Here is a 20,515-nt window from a genome sequence, read left to right on the forward strand (position 1 = left end):
CCATGGAACGGTTGAAGGTCGAACTGGGTGAACGCAGCTATCCCATCGAGATAGCTGCAGGGTTGTTGCAGCGCCCCGAGGCGCTGGTATCGACCATCAAGGGCAAGCGGGTGATGATAGTGACCAACACGGTCGTTGCTCCGCTTTATCTTGAACGGGTAACCGCTCTGCTGTCGGGTTTTCAGGTTGAACACCTGCTCCTGCCTGACGGTGAGGCATACAAGAACCTGGCGACCTTTGAGCAGATCATGTCTGCTCTGCTTGAAACCAACCATGGGCGCGATACGACACTGATCGCTCTGGGGGGCGGCGTGATCGGGGATGTGGTGGGCTTTGCGGCAGCAAGCTATCAACGTGGCATTCCTTTTATCCAGATCCCGACCACCCTGCTCTCCCAGGTTGACTCCTCTGTTGGCGGTAAAACCGCTGTCAACCACCCCCTCGGCAAGAACATGATTGGGGCTTTTTATCAGCCCAAACAAGTTGTTATCGATACCGAATGTCTGAGTACCTTGCCCGCCCGCGAATTTGCCGCAGGGATGGCCGAGGTGATCAAGTACGGCATCATTTGGGATGCTGATTTCTTCAGCTGGCTGGAGCAGAACATGGTGCGTCTGCAACAGCTGGAACCTGCCGCGCTGGCCTACGCCATCAAACGCTGCTGCGAGATCAAAGCCGATGTGGTCGGTCAGGATGAGACCGAGCACGGCGTCCGTGCGCTGCTCAATCTGGGTCACACCTTTGGTCATGCCATCGAGGCCGAGCAGGGGTATGGCAACTGGCTGCACGGTGAAGCAGTATCCGCCGGCACCATGCTGGCAGCCAGGACTGCGCAGGCCCGTGGCGATATGAGCGAAGCGGACGTTGCGCGTGTGCGCGCTCTGCTGCTGGCCGCCAATCTGCCCATTCATGCGCCTGCCGAGATGGATTTCGCCGCCTTTATTCGCCATATGCGCCGTGACAAGAAGGTGCTGGAAGGCAAGCTGCGTCTGGTGTTGCCGGTTGGCATCGGCCATGCGCAGGTGGTGGGGGATGTGTCCGATGCCGAGTTGCTGGCGGTGATCGAGTCTGGTCGTGACGAATAAACTGCTAAAACTTCCTTCCCAGCGGCAGCTGGTTGACCGGCTGCTGCATCTGATTGAATTCAATCACCCTTTCATTTTTCTCTCCGGTAAATCCGGTTGTGGTCGCGGTACCCTGTGCGAATCCCTGCTCGGCGTGTTGCCTGAAAAAGTGCGGGTGGTAAGCCTGATTGGTACACCTGCCATGAAGATGGTGGATGTGCGTCAGCTGTTATTGCCACAGGTAGTGGCGCGCCCGCTCTTCAATCCACAGGATGCGCTGGCGGAGAGCTTCTTTCGCATGCTGGAGGGGAGCAAGCCTGCCACCCTGCTGCTGCTGATAGAGCGGGCTGATCAGTTGCCAGCCGAATTGCTGGGAGAGTTGTGGGCGATCATCCGTCATAACGATACCCTGGCGGCGCCCCATCAGCTGGCCATTATTGTCTCGGGCAGTGACGTCTGGTGTCGTACCCAACGACCGCAGCTCAAAGGGCGTGCCATGCCAGCCCTTGAGCTGGAAGTGCCGCCCCTGAGCCCGCCCGAGCAGCGCATCTTCTTGTATGAGAAAGCCAAAGAGCTCAAGATCCCGGCGACCCTCTTGCCCAAGCCGCAAGTGGAGGAGATCCTGAAAACGGCGAACGGACATCCGTCCACCATCATGCAGTTACTGGAGGATATCATGACCGACAGAAGGCCCAAGAAGCGTCAGGCGGAGTTGCCTGTCAAGAAGATTGCCACCGCTATCGCGCTGGTCGCTGGCGGCCTGCTGGCGCTGAGCTACCTGCTGCCTGCGCTGTTTGACAATGAAAGCAAACCGGCGCTGCAGGATCCTGCGCAGAACACTGCATTGCCGATCCCGGTAGCGGGAGGCGATCCCCTCACCGCTGGCGGTTCGAATACCGATACCGCTGCACAAGGCGCGCAAAATAGCGATGCAGCCAGCAATCCAAACGGGGTTGTGAAAGATTGGCAGCCGGAGGCGAAAGTGCTGCCCAAATCGGTGGAGAGCGAAACCGTGACCACCGAATCAACCAATTACGAAGGGCGTCGGGTGGTGATCTCTGACGAGGTCGTGCAAAAGCTGATGACCGAACCCAAGGTGAGCGGCGCACTGCCTACTGATGTGGTGGACGAGCTGACCGGCAAGAACCCGAGTGGCACAGCTCCCAGTGGTGCAGTCGCAACCACAGCACCAGCCAGCACTAGCAAGGTACAGAATCCGGTGACAACCGCAACGCCTGCTGCCACCACCAAAACAGCCAGCAACGAGCCGGTTGCCGCGCCAGCACCCAAGGTGGACCTGACACCGGTCGCCACCTTGAACAAGAAGCCGCGCAATCACTACAGCGTTCAGCTGATGGGGGCGAGCAACACCAAGGCGGTGGATCAATTTGTCGCCGAGCATGGTTTGGCGGGCAAGGTATGGGTCTATCAGACCAAATTCCGTGGCAGCCCTTGGTACGTGGTGCTGCAAGGGGATTATGCCGGTTTGACCCAAGCCAAGAGTGCCATTCGCAAGCTTCCGCCAGCCTTGCTGAAAGGTCAGCCCTGGCCCAAGTCGTTTGCACAGGTACAAAAAGAGCTGAAGCAATAGCCTTGATACCGGATAAGGGGGTAGAATCGTCCCCCTTTTTGGGTCTTGCCTTCTTACACACCGGATTTCCATGAAAAAAACACGCGCTTTTTTAAAATGGGCCGGGGGAAAATACTCCCTGGTTGAAGAGATTGCCGAGCGCCTGCCGGCCGGGCGTGTGTTGCTGGAGCCCTTCGTCGGGGCCGGGTCTGTGTTTCTCAACACCGACTACGACGCGTATGTGCTCAACGACATCAATCCGGATCTGATCTGCCTGTACAACCACCTCAAGCTGACGCCGGACAGTTTCATTGCCGAGGCGCGCAAGCTGTTTGTGGCAGAGCACAACCACAAGGCGGCCTATTATCGGCTGCGTACCCAGTTCAATCAGACCGAGACCACCTTCGAGCGGGCACTCTTGTTCCTGTTTCTCAACCGTCACGGTTTCAACGGACTGTGCCGCTACAACAAGAAGGGCGGCTTCAACGTGCCGTTCGGTTCCTACAAGAAGCCCTATTTCCCGGAAAAAGAGCTGTGGGCCTTTGCCGAAAAGGCGCAGAAGGCGACCTTTATCTGCGAGAGCTACGCCGACGCCATCAAGCGTGCCGAAGAGGATTGGGTTATCTATTGTGATCCACCCTATGCGCCGCTCTCCAATACGGCGAGCTTCACCACCTATGCCTCCGGTGGGTTTACCCTGGATGATCAGGCGATCTTGGCGCGATTGGCCCGCCACACAGCCGCTCACAAAGGGGTGCCGGTGCTGATCAGCAACCACGATATCGAGCTGACTCGTGAGCTTTATCGCGGTGCCCGCCTCGACGAGATCCTGGTCAAGCGCACTATCAGCCGCAACGGCGGCACCCGCAACAAGGTGGCCGAGTTGTTGGCGCTCTATCCCCCCGGTATCGAGCCGGAGCAGGGCTACTATCCCAGCGACAGTGAACTACTGCCACTGACGTAACAGACCATGCGGCGCCCAAGGGCGCCGTTTTTTATGGGCGAGTCTGTGCCCGTGCCGATGCCCCAAAACCCGGGTTGCTGGGGGAGGGGAGGCGATTGCCCCATTTACCCCGCATTCGAGTCGTTTTCGCCCGCCTTTTACGTTAAAATTGCGCCGCTTTTTCTCCCTGGCTGCCAATGGATGATGCTGATGAAAGACTTTCTGATTGCCCCCTCGATCCTCTCTGCCGATTTTGCCCGTCTGGGTGACGATGTAGCCAAGGTACTGGCTGCCGGTGCCGACGTGGTTCACTTCGACGTGATGGACAACCACTATGTCCCCAACCTGACCATTGGCCCCATGGTCTGTCAGGCGCTGCGTGACTACGGTATCAAGGCCCCCATCGACGTGCACCTGATGGTCAAGCCGGTGGATCGCATCATTCCTGATTTTGCCAAGGCCGGTGCTTCCCTCATCACCTTCCATCCGGAAGCGTCCGATCACGTTGATCGCTCTTTGGGCCTCATCAAGGAGATGGGCTGCCAGGCGGGTCTGGTGCTGAATCCTGCTACCTCGCTCTCCTGCCTCGAGTATGTGATGGACAAGCTGGATGTGATCCTGCTGATGTCGGTCAACCCGGGCTTCGGTGGTCAGAGCTTCATCCCCGGCACCCTCGACAAGCTGCGTCAGGTGCGTCGTCTGATCGACGAGAGCGGCCGCGATATCCGCCTCGAGATCGATGGCGGGGTGAAGGTCGACAACATTCGCGAGATTGCCGAAGCGGGCGCCGACATGTTTGTCGCCGGCTCGGCCATTTTCAGCCAGCCTGACTACAAGGCGGTGATCGACAAGATGCGTGCGGAGCTGGCTCATGTCACACGCTGAGCGCGCATTTGATTTGGTGCTGTTCGATCTGGACGGCACCCTGATTGACAGCGCCGCCCAACTGGCGCTGGCGGTCAATCTGACTCTGGCAGACCTCGGTCTGGCGCAGGCCGATGAAGCGGTGATCCGTACCTGGGTTGGCAACGGCGCCGACAAGCTGATCCAGCGGGCGCTCGCCTATCGCGAGGCCGATCCCGAGCTGTTTGCCAAGGCCAGACCGATCTTTTTCCAGCACTACAACGCTTGCCTGCTGCAAGGGCTGGCGATGTATGAAGGGGTGGCGCAGAGTCTGCGTCGCCTGCAAAGCCTGGGCTACAAGCAGGCGATCGTTACCAACAAGCCGAGCGACTTCGTGGCCCCTATCCTCGATGCCCTTGGCATCAGCGATTGTTTCGAACTCTGGCTTGGCGGCAACTGTGTGCCGGTCAAGAAGCCGAGCCCGGAGCCCTTGCTGCACGCGTGCCAGGAGTTGGGGGTGAGCCCTGCTCGCACCCTGATGGTGGGCGACTCCGAAAATGACGTGCTGGCGGCCAAGGCGGCTGGCATGAAGGTGGTGGGTCTTGCATACGGCTACAACTATGGCCGCCCCATCGCCGACTCCCATCCAGACTGGGTATTCGAGCAGTTTGCCCAGCTCGATGCACTTTTGGTCTAATAGCGCAGCTGGGCTGGCTGAATAACAAGGATTAACACTCTCATGACTAAACCAATCGTATTGAGCGGAGCGCAACCCTCCGGTCAACTGACCATCGGCAACTACATGGGGGCCCTGCGTCAGTGGGTCAACATGCAGGATGAGTTCGACTGCCTCTACTGCATCGTCGACCTGCACGCCATCACCACTCGTCAGGACCCTGCTGCCCTGCGCAAGGCTTGTCTGGACGCAGCCGCCCTCTATCTGGCGGTCGGTATCGATCCCAAGAAGAGCACCGTCTTCATCCAGTCTCACGTGCCGCAGCACGCCGAGCTGGGCTGGATCCTCAACTGCTACACCCAGATGGGTGAGCTGTCGCGCATGACCCAGTTCAAGGACAAGTCCGCCCGTTTCGAGAACAACGTCAACGTCGGCCTGTTCGGTTATCCGGTGCTGATGGCCGCTGATATTCTGCTCTATCAGGCCAATCAGGTGCCGGTCGGCAACGACCAGAAGCAGCATCTGGAGCTGACCCGCGACATCTGCACCCGTTTCAACAACCTCTATGGTGAGGTGTTCACCATGCCGGAGCCTTTCATTCCGACTGAAGGGGCACGGGTGATGAGCCTGCAGGATCCGACCAAGAAGATGTCCAAGTCGGATGACAACGAGGCCAACTTCATCGGCCTGCTGGAAGATCCCAAGCAGATCGTCAAGAAGATCAAGCGTGCGGTGACCGACTCCGACGAGCCGGCGGTGGTGCGTTTCGATCCGGAAAACAAACCGGGTGTCTCCAACCTGCTGACCCTGATGTCCGGGGTGACGGGTCGCTCCATCCCCGAGCTGGAGCAGCACTTCGAAGGCAAGATGTACGGTCACCTCAAGACCGAAACCGCCGAAGCCGTGGTGGCGCTGCTGGAACCAATCCAGGCCCGTTTCCACGAGTTGCGTCAGGATGAGGCCCATCTGATCGCGATTCTGGCAGAAGGCGCACAAAAGGCGCGCGAAAGAGCTGAAAAAAACCTGACCAGCGTATATGATGTAGTCGGCTTCGTTCCTCGAGCCTGACATACTGGGAAGGTGTAGTAGAAGAGAGCTGGGTATTTGCCTGGCTTTCTTTATTTTCTGCCCGGCTATTTTGTTTAATTTCTTTATTTCAACCTGGGTAATATCCCCAAGAGAAAGCATGCCTGTTCAACCAACTATTTCTGCTGAAGAGCTGAGTGACAAAGGTCACTGGCTACGTAAATTTCGCAAGGCGAAAAACCTCAATACCCTGCAGTTGATGGTCTCCAATGCCATCGACAAGCACCATAAAACCCCTGCCGTTGCTGCCGCCATCTATCTGGCCGAGTGTCAGCGTGAACGGGAAATGGAACAGGGTCGTTATCTCGATCGTTAATTCTCCGCTGTTGGTTATCTCATGCTGTTGTTGATCGATAACTACGACTCTTTTACCTGGAACCTGGTGCAATATTTCGGCGCCCTGGGACAAGAGGTTGTGGTCAAGCGCAATGATGAACTGACGCTTGATACCATAGCGCAGCTCTCCCCCCGTTTTCTGGTGATCTCTCCCGGTCCCTGTACGCCCAATGAGGCGGGGATCTCTCTCGATGCCATCAGCCACTTTGCTGGCAAGCTGCCCATTCTCGGCGTCTGTCTCGGTCATCAGTCGTTGGCGCAGGCATTCGGCGCCCGCGTAGTCCGTGCCCGTCAGGTAATGCACGGCAAAACCTCGCTTATCCGCCATCGCAATGAGGGGGTGTTCAAGGGGCTCAACAACCCGCTGCGGGTGACCCGTTACCACTCGCTGGTGGTGGAGCGCGACACGCTGCCCGACTGCTTCGAGGTCACCGCCTGGAGCGAGCATGCCGATGGCTCGTTTGACGAGATCATGGGGCTGCGCCACAAGACGCTCCCTGTCGAGGGTGTTCAGTTCCATCCGGAGAGTATTTTGAGCGAGCAGGGCCATCAGTTGCTGGCCAACTTTCTGGCGCGTTCATAAAAAGTTGTGATCGCCTTCTCAAGTTTGAGAGAAGGCAAAAAAAATTTCCCTGACACTTTATTCACCCCCTCTCCTGCCCAAATTATCTCTTGCCAAGCCCCCCTGAGTCGTTATGCAATGCGGTTGCCTAAAATCTCAAGAGCAATCGAACATTGTTCCTTATAGGCCGTCTTGTTACAGACTTTTTACTTTATTTCTGTGATAATCCCGTCACGTTTACACGGATTTAACTTTTGGGCGGTGGATTATTCTGTCGCCGAATCGAAGGAGAGCTATATGTCAGAGTTGTTGGCAGTGACACGTGAAGTGTTTGATGAAGTGATGGTTCCCAACTATGCGCCCGCCAAGATCATCCCGGTGCGTGGTGAAGGGTCACGTGTCTGGGATCAGGAAGGGCGCGAGTATGTCGACTTCGCCGGTGGCATCGCCGTCAACGGTTTGGGTCACTGTCATCCCAAGCTGGTCGAGGCTCTGAAAACCCAGGGCGAGAAGCTGTGGCACCTCTCCAACGTCATGACCAACGAGCCGGCCCTGCGTCTGGCCAAGAAGCTGGTCGCCGCCACCTTTGCCGACAAGGTCTACTTCTGCAACTCCGGCGCCGAGGCAAATGAAGCGGCCCTCAAGCTGGCTCGCCGCTACGCCATCGAGAAGTTTGGTGAGCAGAAGACCCAGATCATCGCCTTCAATCAGGGCTTCCACGGTCGTACCTTCTTTACCGTCAGCGTCGGTGGCCAGGCAGCCTACTCCGATGGCTTCGGTCCCAAGCCCGGTGACATTACCCACGTACCCTACAACGATCTGGCGGCGCTGGCCGAGGTGATCTCCGACAACACCTGCGCCGTGGTGATGGAGCCGTTGCAAGGGGAGGGGGGCATCATTCGTCCTACCGACGAGTTTGCCAAAGGGGTACGCGAGCTGTGCGACAAACACAATGCCCTGCTGGTGTATGACGAAGTGCAGTCCGGCGTCGGCCGGACCGGTGATCTCTATGCCTATATGGGTCTGGGCGTCACGCCGGACATCCTCACCAGCGCCAAGGCGCTGGGGGGCGGTTTCCCCATCGGCGCCATGCTGACTACCAACGAAATCGCCTCTTACCTGAAAGTGGGCACTCACGGCTCTACCTACGGCGGCAACCCGCTGGCCTGTGCGGTCGCCGAGGCGGTGATCGACGTGATCAATACCCCGGAGGTGCTGGCTGGCATAAAGCAACGCGAGCAGCTGTTCCGCGATGGCCTTGAAGCCATCAATGCCAAATACCACTGCTTCAGCGAGATCCGCGGCAAGGGTCTGCTGCTGGGCGCGGCCCTGAGCGATGCCTACAAGGGGCGTTCCCGCGACTTCCTGCTGGCCTCCATCGATCAGGGGCTGATGGCACTGGTGGCCGGTACCAACGTGGTTCGTTTTGCCCCTTCACTGGTGATCCCGGAAGCGGACATCAAGGAAGGGCTGGCCCGCTTCGAGAAGGCGGTTGCCCAGGTGGTTAACGCCTGATTCCAAATTGAGGTGGGGAGCTCTCCCGGCAGGAGCCGGGACCCCACCTGTCGTCAATGAAAGGGAGTTGTCATTTATGTTGGTTATCCGTCCCATCGAGCAAAAAGATTTTGCCGGGCTCAAGACCTGCGCCATCGAGTCCGGCACCGGCATGACCTCGTTGCCCGTCAACGATGAGCTGCTGCAGCGCAAGATTGACGCCTCTACCCAGACTTTTTCCGACAAGCCCGCCGGCAAGGGGGACTGCCTTTACTTCTTCGTGGCCGAGGATCTGGAGAGTGGCGAGATGGTGGGCACCTGTGCCATCGATGCCGCGGTTGGCCTCTCCCAGCCGTTTTACAACTACCACATCGGCAAGGTGGTGCACTCTTCTCCCAAGCTCGGCATCTACAACGTCGTTGAAACCCTGACCCTCTCCAACGACTACACCGGCAACTCCGAGCTCTGCACCCTGTTCTTGCGCGAATGTGCCCGCGAGGGGCTCAACGGCCGCCTGCTTTCCAAGCACCGCTTTCTGTTTATGGCCGAGCACCCCGAGTTGTTTGACGAGACCGTCTTCGCCGAGATGCGCGGCGTCTCCGATGCCAACGGCCACAGTCCCTTCTACGAGTGGCTGCAGACTCACTTTTTCTCGATGGATTTTCCCACCGTCGACTATCTGACCGGCATCGGCAAGAAGCGCTTTATCGCCGAGTTGATGCCCAAGTACCCCATCTACGTCAATTTGCTGAGCAAAGAGGCGCGGGCCGTTATCGGTCAGACCCACGAGAAGACCCGTCCCGCCATCAAGATGCTGCAGGACGAGGGCTTCGTGAACCGTGGCTACGTCGATATTTTCGATGCGGGCCCCACCGTCGAGTGCGACGTGAAGAATATCCGCAGCGTGCGCCGCAGCAAGAAGCTGCGGGTGCTGGTGGGCGAGCCCATCGGTGGCAAGACCCACCTTATCTGCAACAGCCGTTTCGAACATTACCGCGCCTGCTACGGCAATATCCGGGTCGATCTCGACAAGCACGAAGCCATCATCCCGCCCAAGATGGCGGCGGCACTCAAGGTGCAGGATGGCGACATGGTGCGGGTGGTTGACCTCGACTGAGGCAAACAGGACAAGCAAACCGATTATCAGACAGGCAGCCGAGGCTGCCTGCCAGCGACAGGGAGTGAATGGATGAGCCAGTTAGTGCAATTTATCGACGGTCAGTGGCTTGCCGGTGAAGGCAAGCCGTTCGAGTCAACCGATCCGGCCAAGAACGAGGTGATCTGGCAGGGGGCTGCCGCCAGCGCGGCGCAAGTGGATGCCGCCGTCAAGGCCGCCCGTGCCGCCTTTTACCACTGGGCGGACATGAGCCTTGAGGATCGTCTGGCCATAGTGCGTCGTTATGCCGACCTGCTCGGCGAGCAGAAAGAGGCACTGGCCCTGACCATCGCCCGCGAAACCGGCAAACCGCTGTGGGAGACCCGTACCGAAGTGGCCGCCATGCAGGGCAAGATTGCCATCTCCATCCGTGCGCACGACGAGCGTACCGGCACCGTTGAAAATGCCATGCCGGGTGCCAAGGCGTTTGTCCGTCACAAGCCCCACGGTGTGGTGGCGGTGTTCGGCCCTTACAACTTCCCGGGCCATCTGCCCAACGGCCATATAGTCCCGGCGCTGATTGCGGGTAACGCCGTGGTGTTCAAACCCTCCGAGCTGACCCCCATGGTGGCCGAAGCCATGGTCAAGGTGTGGCAGCAGGCCGGGCTGCCCAAAGGGGTGCTCAATCTGGTGCAAGGGGAGGTCGATACCGGCAAGGCGCTGGCTGGCAACCCGGATATCGACGGCCTCTTCTTTACCGGCTCGTCTCGCACCGGGCATTTCCTCCATCAGCAGTTTGCCGGTCAGCCGGGCAAAATTCTGGCCCTCGAGATGGGCGGCAACAACCCGCTGATCGTGAAAGATGTGAGTGACATCGATGGCGCGGTACATGCCATCGTCCAGTCGGCGTTCATCACCTCCGGTCAGCGCTGCACCTGCTCCCGCCGTCTGTTTGTCGAGCGCGGTGAGCGTGGCGATGCGTTGATCAAGCGATTGGTGAAGGTGGTCAGCCAGATCAAGGTCGGCCTCTATGACGCCGCCGAGCAGCCTTTCATGGGTTCGATGATAAGCGAACGGGCGGCGCTCGGCATGGTCGAGGCACAAGCCAACCTGCAACAGCTGGGCGGCGAAAGCCTGCTCACCCTCAAGCATCTGGAAGCGGGCACCGGCTTTGTCTCCCCGGGCATTATCGACGTGACGGCGGTCAGCGCGCTGCCGGACGAAGAGTACTTCGGCCCGCTGCTGCAACTCATTCGCTACGACGACTTCGATGCCGCCATCGATCAGGGCAATGCCACCCGTTATGGTCTCTCGGCCGGTCTGCTGGGTGACAAGGAGGCGGACTGGCACCACTTCTTCAAGCGGATCCGCGCCGGTATCGTCAACTGGAACAAACCCATCACCGGAGCCTCCAGTGCCGCGCCGTTTGGTGGTATCGGTGCTTCCGGTAACCACAGGGCGAGCGCCTACTACGCTGCTGACTACTGTGCATATCCGGTTGCCTCTGTCGAAGACAGCAAAGCCGCCATGCCGGATCAACTGTCGCCCGGCCTGCGCTTCTAATAACGACACGGGGCATCCAGCGGTGCCCCCATCTGTACCCGCAATCAAAGGAAAGAGAGATGCAAAAGGATATCGACACCCTGTTCAGCCATCTGTGGGACAACTACATCAAGGTGACCCCGAGCGCCCTCAAGGTGCACACCCTGCTGGGTGGCGGCGAGCCCATCGTCAATGATCACGTGGCGTTTCGTACCTACAACCTGCCCAAGCTGGGGCTGGAGAAGCTGGCTGCCCACTTCCTGGCGCTCGGTTACGAGCAGAAGGGCGAGTACGTCTTCAAGGCCAAGAAGCTCTACGCCAAGCACTTCGAGCATCAGGATCCGGATGCTCCCAAGGTGTTTATCAGCGAGCTGAAGGTGGAAGAGCTCTCCCCAGCGGCGCAGGCCATCATCCACAAGCTGGCGGATCAGGTGCCCGATCATCTGACAGATACCCCGGCATTTCTCTACACCGGCGCCCCCTGGCAGGTCTCCTATGCCGATTATCAGACCCTGCTGGCTGAGAGCGAGTACGCGGCCTGGATGGCAGCCTGGGGTTATCGTGCCAACCACTTCACGGTCAATATCAACAAGTTGAAGGATTTCGACACCATCCATCAGGTCAATGCGGCGCTCAAGGCGGCGGGTTTCGTGCTCAACAGTGTGGGTGGCGAGGTGAAGGGGGACCCGCAGGTGATGCTGGAGCAATCCTCCACCATGGCTGACAAAGCAGAGGTGCCGTTCAGCGATGGGGTGCGTACCATCCCGAGCTGCTTCTACGAGTTTGCTCTGCGCTACCCGCAGCCAGATGGTGTGCTCTATCCGGGCTTTGTCGAGGCCTCGGCGGACAAGATCTTCGAATCGACGAATGCCATGTAACGGGAACCACCCTGTTTCAGTCGCAACGCCTCCTTTGTGGAGGCGTTTTGTTTGGCGCCGAGTGACGGTATCGGGTGTTGTCTGACGCCGCGTGAAGAGGGGATTTGGACGGCGCCCAATAGGTGAAAGTTTGTTGATAAAAATGTGAACTAGATCACTTGAGACGACACAGATTGACGCTGGCGGCGGAGCAAAAAGGAGTAGAATGGCGCTTTATTTTTGCGGGGCCAATCGATGCCTAACTATCACTTTTTCAAGCAGGGTCAGGTGCTTACCTATCTAGATGCCAATGCACCCAGCTATAGCGATGAGCGTCGTCAACTGGTCGAACAGGGATTTGCCGCCATCGCCGCCCCCACCTTTGCAGATACTCCGGCCGAAGCCCTTGAGCTGCTTCGCACTCATCAGGCACTACAGGATGAGGCCAACGCCAACGCCCTTTGTCTGACGGTTGCCACTATTCCGGCTGCGATCGCAACTCTGTCCGGGCACTGACGCTGCCGCCATGCTCACCTGAATAAAAAATGGTGCCACTGTCGTGACACCATTTTATCGGTTTGCCTGCTTGCCCTGAGTACTTTACCGCTGGTGCAGGTCACCTTCGATAACCAGCACGGTATCCATCCCTGCCGCCTTGCCAGCCTCAAGCCCGATGCGGGTATCTTCAAACACCAGACAGTTGGCCGGATTGGCGCCGAGCAATTCGGCCACCCGCAAAAAGGTGTCGGGGTGCGGTTTGTGGTTGGTGACATCATCGGCACTGACCACCACCGAGATATAGGCATCGAGCCCGGTGCTTTTGAGGATGGAGTCCGCCTGATTGCGCGGTGAGCCGGTGCCAATCCCCATCTTGACCTTGCCGTGATAGTGCCTGACCAGCTCCCACATCTTGGGAAAGACGCTGACCTTGTCGATATGTTCCATATAGAGGGCAATCTTGCGACGGGTAAAAGCCTCGACATCCACCGTCAGCCCCTGCTGCTCGGCCAGCATGGCGATGATCTTGCGGGTGGGAATTCCGCCGTACTGATAGAGCTGTTCCCGCTCGAAAGGGATGCCGAATTCGGCGCAGGTGAGCTCCCAGGCATCCAGATGAAGGGGCATGGAATCTACCAAAGTGCCATCCATATCGAAAATCAGGGCATCGTAGTGATCAAACCCGTACTGCTCACGCTCGCTCATGGGGGCTCCTCGAATCAAATAGAGCAGGCTAGCAGAAACGGTCGGCACTTTGTGGGATCGGCCTCATGGTTGGGCATATTGTGGCCGCCGTTTTTTCTATCTCTTGCTGATTTGTGAGACAATAATCCGTTCATTGCCGGATACTTTGGCATATCAGATCTGCGAGTCCGCTTATGACCTCGAAAATATCCCCCAAAACCATTTTCTCCAGTGTGGCGCTGGTGATCGCGCTCGGTTCACTGGAAAAGAGCATAGTCACCACCCCGCTGCCCATGATTGGCGCCGAGCTGCACGCTGGGGCCGCCCTCACCTGGGTGGTGACCGCCTATCTGCTGGCGGCTACCGCCGTGCTGCCCCTCTACGGCAAGCTGAGCGATCTCTTTGGCCGGGTGCGGATGCTCAATATCGGCATTGGCCTGTTTCTGGCGGGCTCGGTGGCCTGCGCCCTCTCCCAGGATCTGCAGACCCTGCTGGCAGCGCGTGTGCTGCAAGGGCTGGGGGGCGGCGGTCTGATTGCCCTCGCGTTTACCGTGATTGCCGACACCATTCCGCCGCGGGAGGTGGGCAAGTATCAGGGCTACATTTCGGCGGTCTATGCGGTCTCCAGCATCGCCGGCCCCTTGCTCGGCGGCTACTTCACCGAGCAGCTCAGCTGGCGCTGGATCTTCTGGATCAATCTGCCGCTCGGGGCGCTGGCAGTCTTTCTCATCAACCGCAACCTCAAGCAGCTCAACGTGCGTCGCCACAGTCGCTTCGACTGGAAGGGGGCGGCTCTGCTGATTACCGTCACCACGCTCACCCTGTTGCTGCTCTCGCCGGAGGCGGCGCTGCCCGCCGTCTGGCTCTCGGCGGCGCTGGGCGTTGCACTGCTGCTGCTCATTCTGATTGAACGGCGTGCCCACGACCCCATATTGCCCGCCCATCTGGCACGGCTGCCCGGCTATCTGGTGAGCGTGCTGCTGGTGATGCTCTCCCAGCTGCTGATGTTTGCCGTGCTGGTCTATCTGCCGTTGCAGATGCAGTGGCAGAAGGGGATGAGCGCCAGCGAGAGCGGCGCCATCATGGTTATCTTCATGATTTGCATCACTGCCGGGGCCTTTGTCGGTGGCAAGCTGATTGGTCGTACCGGTCACTACAAGAGCTTTGTTGCGGTGGGCTTTGGCCTCGCGGCGGTGGCGCTGTGGCAGATCCACTTCGATGCCTGGGTCAGGCTGGCGCTCGGGTTTGCCGGTATCGGTCTGGGTCTGGTGCTGCCCGCCCTCTCGGTAGTAGTGCAAAATGCCCTGCCACGGCAGGATCGCGGCATCGGCATGTCGCTGTTCAACTTCGGACGGGAGCTCGGCGGTGCCGTCGGCGTGGCCATTTGCTCCATGCTGTTCCACTTCCGCCTGCCAGCCGGCAGTGATGGCGATCTGAGCCGGCTCGCGCCCGATCTGCTGGCCCCGGGCTTCAGCGCGACCTATATCGGCATGGCACTGATCGCCACGCTGGCGCTGCTCATCACCCTGTTGGCGTTGAAGCGCCATGAGCTGGCCTCCATCAGCGCCTGATTTGGCCTGCGCCGACATTGGCTCACCATAGATAGCATCAGGGCTCCCCGCGGGGAGCCCTGATTGTTATTTGGTGAACAGAGTGGCTGCTGCCATCAAGCCGAACGCGGCTTACTCCTGCGCCGGGCTCTCCTTGCCCGCCAGTTGGCTCAGCCAGGCGAAGCGGCGATTGGCCTCCTGCTCCGCCTCTTCATAGAGCTGGCTGGCCACCTCAGGCAGCTGGCGCTCCAGCCGCTGGAAGCGGGGCTCGTGGCGCAAGGTCTCGGCCAGCGAGGCATTGGGTGCCCGCGAGTCGAGTGCCAGCGGCAATTTACCCTCGTCAGCGCGGCGCGGATCGAAGCGGTAGAGCGGCCAGAAGCCGGTGGCAGTCAGCTGCTTCATCTGCTCGTGGCTCTCGGCCATGTCGTAGCCATGCTCCTCGCAGGGGCTGTAGGCGATGATGAGCGACGGCCCCGGATAGGCTTCCGCCTCCTGAATCGCCTTCACAGTCTGGTTCATCTGGGCGCCGAGGGAGATCTGCGCCACATAGACGTGGCCATACATCATCACGCTGGCCCCGAGATCTTTGCGTGCCTTGCGTTTGCCCTGCTCGCCAAACTTGGTGATGGCACCGAGTGGCGTCGCCTTCGACTGCTGGCCGCCGGTGTTGGAGTAGCACTGGGTGTCGAGCACCAGCACATTGATGTTCTCCCCCAGACTCAGCACATGGTCGAGCCCGCCAAAACCGATGTCGTAGGCCCAGCCATCGCCGCCGATGAGCCAGACCGATTTTTCCACCAGATAGTCCGCATCGCGAGCCAGCTCTTGGGCTGCCGGGGTCTGGCTCTCCTGCAGCAGCGCTCGCAACTGCTGGATATGGGCCCGCTGCTCGGAAATCGGCAGGGTGGCATCGCCGAGCGCCTCGCGCAGCGCTGCCGGTATGGTGTCGCCGAGGCTCGCCAGCAGACGGCGCACCCGCTCCCTGTGCTGATCGACGGTGAGACGGAAGCCCAGTCCGAACTCTGCGTTGTCTTCAAACAACGAGTTGGCCCAGGCCGGCCCGCGCCCGTCGGCGTTGGTGGTGTAGGGGGTGGTAGGCAGGTTGCCGCCATAAATGGACGAGCAGCCGGTGGCGTTGGCAATCAGCAGCCGATCGCCATAGAGCTGGGTCAACAGCTTGATATAGGGGGTCTCGCCACAGCCGGAGCAGGCGCCCGAGTATTCAAACAGCGGCGAGATGAGCTGGGAGGTGCGGATGTCGATGCGCTCCAGCTGCTCGGCGCTGCGCTCTGGCAGGTCGAGGAAGAAGTCGTAGTTAGCCTTCTGCGCGTCGAGGTGATCGAGGCGTGAAGCCATATTGATCGCCTTGCGATCCGGGTTGCTGCGATCCTTGGCCGGGCACACCTCGACGCAGAGATTGCAGCCGGTGCAATCCTCCGGCGCCACCTGCAGCACGTACTGTTGGCCGCGCATGTCACGAGATTTCACATCCAGCGCATCGAGAGTGGCGGGAGCTGCGACCAGCGCATCCGGTTCTACCACCTTGGCGCGAATGGCCGAGTGGGGACAGGCGGCGACGCAGTAGTTGCACTGGGTACAGAGCTCCGCCTCCCAGATGGGGATCTCCTTGGCGATGTTGCGCTTCTCCCAGCGGGTGGTTCCGACCGGCCAGGTGCCATCCGGCGGGAAGGCCGAGACCGGCAGGCTGTCACCCAGTCCCGCCAGCATGGCGGCGGTGACGGTCTGGACAAAGTCGGGGGCCTTGGCCGAAACCACCGGCGGGCGGGGGCGGCTGGCGGGATCCAGCTCGCCAAGTGGCACCCGGGTCAGGGCGGCGCAGGTTGCCTCCAGTGCCTGCCAGTTGCGTTCGACCAGCGCTTGTCCCTTGCTGACATAGCTGGTGGCGATGGCTTGCTTCAGCAGGCTGGTCGCCTCTGCGGGGGGAATGATGGCGCTGAGCTGGAAGAAGGCCATCTGCATGACGGTATTGATGCGGTTGCCGAGCTGGCAGTCACGGGCAATTTTGGCGGCGTTGATGATGTAGAAGCGCGCCTCTTTCTCGCGCAGGGCATGCTGTACCTCGCAGGGGAGGCGCTGCCAGATATCCGCTTCGCTGTAGGGGGTGTTGAGCAGGAAGATGCCGCCCGCTTTCAAGCGTTCCGCCATCCGGTACTTGTCGACAAACTGCCACTGATGGCAGCCGATAAAGTCGGCCTCTTCCACCAGATAGGCCGATTGCAGCGGCCGCTCGCCCACCCGCAGGTGAGAGACGGTGAGGCCGCCCGCCTTCTTGGAGTCGTAGACGAAATAGCCCTGCGGATAGAGGTCGGTGTGGTTGCCGAGGATCTTGATGCTGTTCTTTGCCGCCGAGACGGTGCCATCGCTGCCAAGGCCGTAGAAGAGCGCCTCCAGCTTGTGTTGCTGGCTGTGGATGGGGCTTTGCGAATCCAGCGCTGCCAGCGGTAGCGAGAGACCTGTGATGTCATCGAATATACCGACGGTAAAACGCGGACGCGGGTTCTCTTGCGCCAGTTCGGCAAACACCGCCAGCGCGCAGGCGGGGCCGAACTCTTTGGAGGAGAGGCCGTAGCGACCGCCGATAACTCGCGGCAGGCTTGCCCGCTCGCCCCGGCTGACCGCTTCGGCCAGCGCCGTCATCACGTCGAGATAGAGGGGCTCGGCCTGTGCGCCCGGCTCCTTGGTGCGATCCAGCACGGCGATGGTGCGGGCACTCTCGGGAATCGCGGCCAGCAGGTGCTTGGCCGAGAAGGGGCGGAACAGCCGCACCTTCACCAGCCCCACCTTCTCCCCTTGGGCCAGCAGGCGTTCGATCACCTCTTCACAGGTGCCGATGGCTGAGCCCATCAGCACCATAATTCGCTCCGCCTGCGGGTGGCCGACATATTCAAACGGTCGGTAGTGGCGGCCGGTCTGTTTGCCAAAAGCCTGCATCGCCTCGCTCACATGGCCATAGGCAGCGTCATACCAGGGGTTGCTCGCCTCCCGGCACTGGAAATAGGTGTCCGGGTTGGCCGCGGTGCCGCGAATGACCGGTTTGTCGGGGGTGAGCGCCCGGTCACGATGAGCACGGATGGCATCTGCGGGCAGCAGGGCGCGCAGGGTGTCATCAGCGAGCGGCGTTATCTTGGCGATCTCGTGAGAGGTACGAAAGCCGTCGAAGAAGTGGATAAAGGGGAGGCGGCTGTTGAGGCTCGCTATCTGGGAGATCAGGGCAAAGTCCTGCGCCTCCTGCACATTGCTGGCACAGAGCATGGCACAGCCGGTCTGGCGCACCGCCATCACGTCCGAGTGATCGCCAAAGATCGATAGCGCGTGGGTCGCCACGGTGCGTGCCGCCACATGCAGTACGAAGGGGATGAGCTGACCCGCCAGCTTGTAGAGGTTGGGGATCATCAGAAGCAAACCCTGCGACGAGGTAAACGAGGTCGCCAGCGCGCCGGTCTGCAGGGCGCCGTGGACGGCGGCGATGGCACCCCCTTCCGACTGCATCTCGACAACCCGGGGCACATCCCCCCAAAGGTTCTTGCCCCGCTCGCTCGACCAGGCCGACGACTGCTCAGCCATGGCCGAGCTGGGGGTGATGGGGTAGATGGCGATGACTTCGCTGGTGCGGTACGCCACCGAGGCGACTGCGTTATTCCCGTCTGTGGTGATCATGTGTTTTCCACTTTGCTATGCCAGTTTGAAGGCCGATAGTTGCATCGGCAATGGATAGGTCGCTGGCATAGTAAGAGGGGCAATGAGAGCGTATCAAACGGGATAAATAATCAATTAATAAGTCAGTAATAGTGGTTAATTTAATCCCGTTACGTGGGGACGTGATTTTCTGCTAGTAGCCGGTGGGGTGGCGATTGACGGGCCATTGCTATGGTCCGTCAACACGGGGTTAACCCTGATCCACTCGCAGCCAGATGGCGCACTGATAAGGGGCGAAGAGTGGCTGCAGTTCGTTTGGGTAATTGGCCAGCAGCAACCGCATCTCGTCTGTCACCTTGTCGAAGTGGGGCATCGGCAAGGGATTGGCCGTGAGATTGGCGAGCAGTAGCAGGGTGTGCCGATCTCCGCTGGCCGGATCCTGCCAGTGGCGGCGATAGCTGATACGATCTGGGTCATCCCCATCCAGCAGTTCGAAATTGCCGTGGCGAACGACAGGGTGAGCCTTGCGCAGGGCGATAAGCTGGCGATAGCAGTGAAACGGGGAGTCGGGGCGGGCCAGCTGCTCGGCGGCATTTATCTCGAGATGATTGGCGTTGAGGGCGATCCAGGGCGTAGCCGTGCTGAATCCGGCGTGGGAGCCGGCGTCCCACTGCATCGGGGTGCGGGCGTTGTCGCGGCTGATGGCATCGAGCCGCCGACTCAGCTCGGCAGGCGCCAGCCCTGAGTGGCTGGCGCAGTAGTTGATGGCCTCCACATCGCGTAGCTCGTCCGGCTGCCAGTGACGGTTGGTCATGGCGAGCTCCTCCCCCTGATAGATGAAGGGAGTGCCCTGCATCAGGTGCAGCACCATGGCCCACAGCCTGGCACTGGTTTCCCGCCACTCTGGCCTGTCATCGCCAAAGCGGGAGACAGCGCGAGGCAGGTCGTGGTTGCCGAGAAACAGGCTGTTCCAGCCCTGACCGTGCAGCCCTTGCTGGTGGCGGGCCATGGCTCGCTTGAAGGCGAGGGGATCAAAGCGGGATGACCACTTGTCACTGCCGAGCCCCAGATGCTCGAAGTTGAACACCATGCTGAACTCGCTGCCATCGTGGTTCGAATAGTTCTGCATATGGGCGAGATCGGCTCCCCAGGTCTCCCCCACAGTGATGATCCCCTTTCCGCCGAAGCTCGCGGCATTGAGCTCGCGGATATAGTCGTGCAGGCGCGGGCCATTGCTCATGGCCAGTCGGTCCCACTCCTTGCTCACCATGTCTATCACATCGAAGCGAAATCCCTTGATCCCTTTGCCCAGCCAGAAGTTGATCACCGCCGCCATTTCGGCCCGCACCGCCGGGTTGTCCCAGTTCAGATCGGCCTGACTAGGATCGAAGTTGTGCAGGTAGTAGCGATCAAGCGCTGCCACATACTGCCACCCGCTGCCGCCAAAAATCGAGGTAATGGGGTGAGCATCGACAAAGGCTTGATCCCGGAATACGTAGTAGTCCTGATAGCAGGGGTCCCCGGCCAGTGCCTTCATAAACCACTCGTGCTGGGTGGAGGTGTGGTTGGCGACGATATCCATCATGATGCCGATGCCGTGAGCGGCTGCTTCGGCTATCAGCAGCTCCATCTCGGCCAGAGTGCCGAAGGCGGGGTCGATGGCACGGTAGTCCGCCACGTCATAGCCGTTGTCCCGCTTGGGGGAGCGATAGATGGGGGTGAGCCAGAGCATATCGACCCCGAGGGTGGCCAGATAGTCGAGGCGCTGACGGATGCCGTTGATATCGCCCATGCCGTCGCCATCGCTGTCCTGAAAACTCATGGGGTAGATCTGGTAGATGATGCAGCTATCGAGGTCGATATCGGGCGTGTGAAGGGAGTGCGTATTCATCAGCGTGGCCGGTTGGGGGAGAAGATTTTCTATCTTACGCAGATGATCGGGTACTCGACAGGGCAGGGGAAACCTTGAAAAGGGTTCCATAGTTGGCTGATTGCCAAAAGTGCGGGAAGGGTCACAAAGGTGCCATCCCAAGCCACGGCTGTGGTCGGGATGGCAC

General features: G+C 59.9%; 17 protein-coding genes. 14 read left to right on the plus strand and 3 right to left on the minus strand.

Annotated elements, in window-relative coordinates; genetic code table 11:
* The first annotated feature begins 2 nt into the window (after positions 1-2).
* The 13 genes from aroB (at position 3) to AB5Y73_RS07910 (ending at position 12,585) form a co-directional block, all read left to right on the plus strand.
* Positions 3-1,085, plus strand: coding sequence for a 3-dehydroquinate synthase (gene aroB, locus AB5Y73_RS07850; protein WP_107683592.1), 1,083 nt, complete (start codon positions 3-5; stop codon positions 1,083-1,085).
* Positions 1,075-2,655, plus strand: coding sequence for an SPOR domain-containing protein (locus AB5Y73_RS07855; RefSeq protein WP_118854695.1), 1,581 nt, complete (start codon positions 1,075-1,077; stop codon positions 2,653-2,655). The genes aroB and AB5Y73_RS07855 overlap by 11 nt, the downstream gene beginning before the upstream one ends.
* Positions 2,656-2,725: 70 nt before the next feature.
* The gene (locus AB5Y73_RS07860) at positions 2,726-3,598 is read left to right on the plus strand and encodes a Dam family site-specific DNA-(adenine-N6)-methyltransferase (protein WP_107683594.1); all 873 of its coding nucleotides are present in this window, start codon (positions 2,726-2,728) and stop codon (positions 3,596-3,598) included.
* A 189-nt stretch (positions 3,599-3,787) separates the two neighbouring features.
* A complete protein-coding gene (gene rpe / locus AB5Y73_RS07865; protein ID WP_107683595.1) occupies positions 3,788-4,462 on the plus strand; it encodes a ribulose-phosphate 3-epimerase in 675 nt (224 codons plus the stop codon).
* On the plus strand, positions 4,449-5,117 hold the full coding sequence (locus tag AB5Y73_RS07870; RefSeq protein ID WP_107683596.1) for a phosphoglycolate phosphatase: 669 nt from the start codon (positions 4,449-4,451) through the stop codon (positions 5,115-5,117). Before rpe ends, AB5Y73_RS07870 begins: the two co-directional genes overlap by 14 nt.
* A 42-nt stretch (positions 5,118-5,159) precedes the next feature.
* On the plus strand, positions 5,160-6,164 hold the full coding sequence (gene trpS / locus AB5Y73_RS07875) for a tryptophan--tRNA ligase (protein WP_107683597.1): 1,005 nt from the start codon (positions 5,160-5,162) through the stop codon (positions 6,162-6,164).
* Between the two features lie 118 nt (positions 6,165-6,282).
* Entirely contained in the window at positions 6,283-6,498 is a 216-nt protein-coding gene (locus AB5Y73_RS07880) for a hypothetical protein (RefSeq protein WP_005334997.1), read from the plus strand.
* A 21-nt stretch (positions 6,499-6,519) separates the two neighbouring features.
* Positions 6,520-7,101, plus strand: a complete 582-nt coding sequence (locus AB5Y73_RS07885; protein ID WP_107683598.1) for an aminodeoxychorismate synthase component II — start codon at positions 6,520-6,522, stop codon at positions 7,099-7,101.
* Between the two features lie 276 nt (positions 7,102-7,377).
* Positions 7,378-8,595, plus strand: a complete 1,218-nt coding sequence (locus AB5Y73_RS07890; protein ID WP_058055649.1) for an aspartate aminotransferase family protein — start codon at positions 7,378-7,380, stop codon at positions 8,593-8,595.
* Between the two features lie 76 nt (positions 8,596-8,671).
* Positions 8,672-9,691 carry an arginine N-succinyltransferase gene (gene astA / locus AB5Y73_RS07895; RefSeq protein WP_107683599.1) on the plus strand — a complete coding sequence of 340 codons (1,020 nt, stop codon included), beginning with the start codon at positions 8,672-8,674 and terminating at the stop codon, positions 9,689-9,691.
* A gap of 72 nt (positions 9,692-9,763) precedes the next feature.
* Positions 9,764-11,233 carry a succinylglutamate-semialdehyde dehydrogenase gene (gene astD / locus AB5Y73_RS07900; RefSeq protein WP_107683600.1) on the plus strand — a complete coding sequence of 490 codons (1,470 nt, stop codon included), beginning with the start codon at positions 9,764-9,766 and terminating at the stop codon, positions 11,231-11,233.
* Positions 11,234-11,292: 59 nt separating this feature from the next.
* Positions 11,293-12,090, plus strand: a complete 798-nt coding sequence (locus AB5Y73_RS07905; RefSeq protein WP_005347890.1) for a DUF1338 domain-containing protein — start codon at positions 11,293-11,295, stop codon at positions 12,088-12,090.
* Positions 12,091-12,324: 234 nt separating this feature from the next.
* Positions 12,325-12,585 carry a hypothetical protein gene (locus AB5Y73_RS07910; protein WP_107683601.1) on the plus strand — a complete coding sequence of 87 codons (261 nt, stop codon included), beginning with the start codon at positions 12,325-12,327 and terminating at the stop codon, positions 12,583-12,585.
* An 84-nt stretch (positions 12,586-12,669) separates the two neighbouring features.
* Here the strand turns inward: AB5Y73_RS07910 and AB5Y73_RS07915 are convergent, their stop codons facing one another.
* Entirely contained in the window at positions 12,670-13,272 is a 603-nt protein-coding gene (locus tag AB5Y73_RS07915) for an HAD family phosphatase (protein ID WP_064339627.1), read from the minus strand.
* Between the two features lie 173 nt (positions 13,273-13,445).
* Between AB5Y73_RS07915 and AB5Y73_RS07920 the strand changes: the two genes are divergently transcribed.
* Positions 13,446-14,822 (plus strand): MDR family MFS transporter, encoded by a 1,377-nt coding sequence (locus tag AB5Y73_RS07920; RefSeq protein ID WP_181294887.1) that lies wholly within the window; start codon positions 13,446-13,448, stop codon positions 14,820-14,822.
* A gap of 111 nt (positions 14,823-14,933) precedes the next feature.
* On the opposite strand, the gene nifJ is transcribed toward AB5Y73_RS07920, so the two are convergent.
* Positions 14,934-18,479: a pyruvate:ferredoxin (flavodoxin) oxidoreductase gene (gene nifJ, locus AB5Y73_RS07925; RefSeq protein WP_181497119.1), complete on the minus strand. Its 3,546-nt coding sequence runs from the start codon at positions 18,477-18,479 to the stop codon at positions 14,934-14,936.
* 229 nt (positions 18,480-18,708) lie between these two features.
* On the minus strand, positions 18,709-20,349 hold the full coding sequence (locus AB5Y73_RS07930; protein ID WP_181294888.1) for an alpha-glucosidase: 1,641 nt from the start codon (positions 20,347-20,349) through the stop codon (positions 18,709-18,711).
* Between the last annotated feature and the right edge of the window lie 166 nt (positions 20,350-20,515).

It is taken from the genome of Aeromonas sp. s7(2024) (genome assembly GCF_040907825.1).
GTDB classification, from domain to species: domain Bacteria; phylum Pseudomonadota; class Gammaproteobacteria; order Enterobacterales; family Aeromonadaceae; genus Aeromonas; species Aeromonas veronii.

Excerpts from the sequence above, each read along its gene's own strand:
- AB5Y73_RS07880 (WP_005334997.1), top strand. The coding sequence starts at position 6,283 with ATGCCTGTTCAACCAACTATTTCTGCTGAAGAGCTGAGTGACAAAGGT.
- rpe (WP_107683595.1), top strand. The coding sequence starts at position 3,788 with ATGAAAGACTTTCTGATTGCCCCCTCGATCCTCTCTGCCGATTTTGCC.
- astA (WP_107683599.1), top strand. The coding sequence starts at position 8,672 with ATGTTGGTTATCCGTCCCATCGAGCAAAAAGATTTTGCCGGGCTCAAG.
- AB5Y73_RS07860 (WP_107683594.1), top strand. The coding sequence starts at position 2,726 with ATGAAAAAAACACGCGCTTTTTTAAAATGGGCCGGGGGAAAATACTCC.
- AB5Y73_RS07870 (WP_107683596.1), top strand. The coding sequence starts at position 4,449 with ATGTCACACGCTGAGCGCGCATTTGATTTGGTGCTGTTCGATCTGGAC.
- AB5Y73_RS07885 (WP_107683598.1), top strand. The coding sequence starts at position 6,520 with ATGCTGTTGTTGATCGATAACTACGACTCTTTTACCTGGAACCTGGTG.
- AB5Y73_RS07910 (WP_107683601.1), top strand. The coding sequence starts at position 12,325 with ATGCCTAACTATCACTTTTTCAAGCAGGGTCAGGTGCTTACCTATCTA.
- trpS (WP_107683597.1), top strand. The coding sequence starts at position 5,160 with ATGACTAAACCAATCGTATTGAGCGGAGCGCAACCCTCCGGTCAACTG.
- AB5Y73_RS07930 (WP_181294888.1), bottom strand. The coding sequence starts at position 20,349 with ATGAATACGCACTCCCTTCACACGCCCGATATCGACCTCGATAGCTGC.
- AB5Y73_RS07920 (WP_181294887.1), top strand. The coding sequence starts at position 13,446 with ATGACCTCGAAAATATCCCCCAAAACCATTTTCTCCAGTGTGGCGCTG.
- aroB (WP_107683592.1), top strand. The coding sequence starts at position 3 with ATGGAACGGTTGAAGGTCGAACTGGGTGAACGCAGCTATCCCATCGAG.
- AB5Y73_RS07890 (WP_058055649.1), top strand. The coding sequence starts at position 7,378 with ATGTCAGAGTTGTTGGCAGTGACACGTGAAGTGTTTGATGAAGTGATG.
- nifJ (WP_181497119.1), bottom strand. The coding sequence starts at position 18,479 with ATGATCACCACAGACGGGAATAACGCAGTCGCCTCGGTGGCGTACCGC.
- AB5Y73_RS07905 (WP_005347890.1), top strand. The coding sequence starts at position 11,293 with ATGCAAAAGGATATCGACACCCTGTTCAGCCATCTGTGGGACAACTAC.
- astD (WP_107683600.1), top strand. The coding sequence starts at position 9,764 with ATGAGCCAGTTAGTGCAATTTATCGACGGTCAGTGGCTTGCCGGTGAA.
- AB5Y73_RS07915 (WP_064339627.1), bottom strand. The coding sequence starts at position 13,272 with ATGAGCGAGCGTGAGCAGTACGGGTTTGATCACTACGATGCCCTGATT.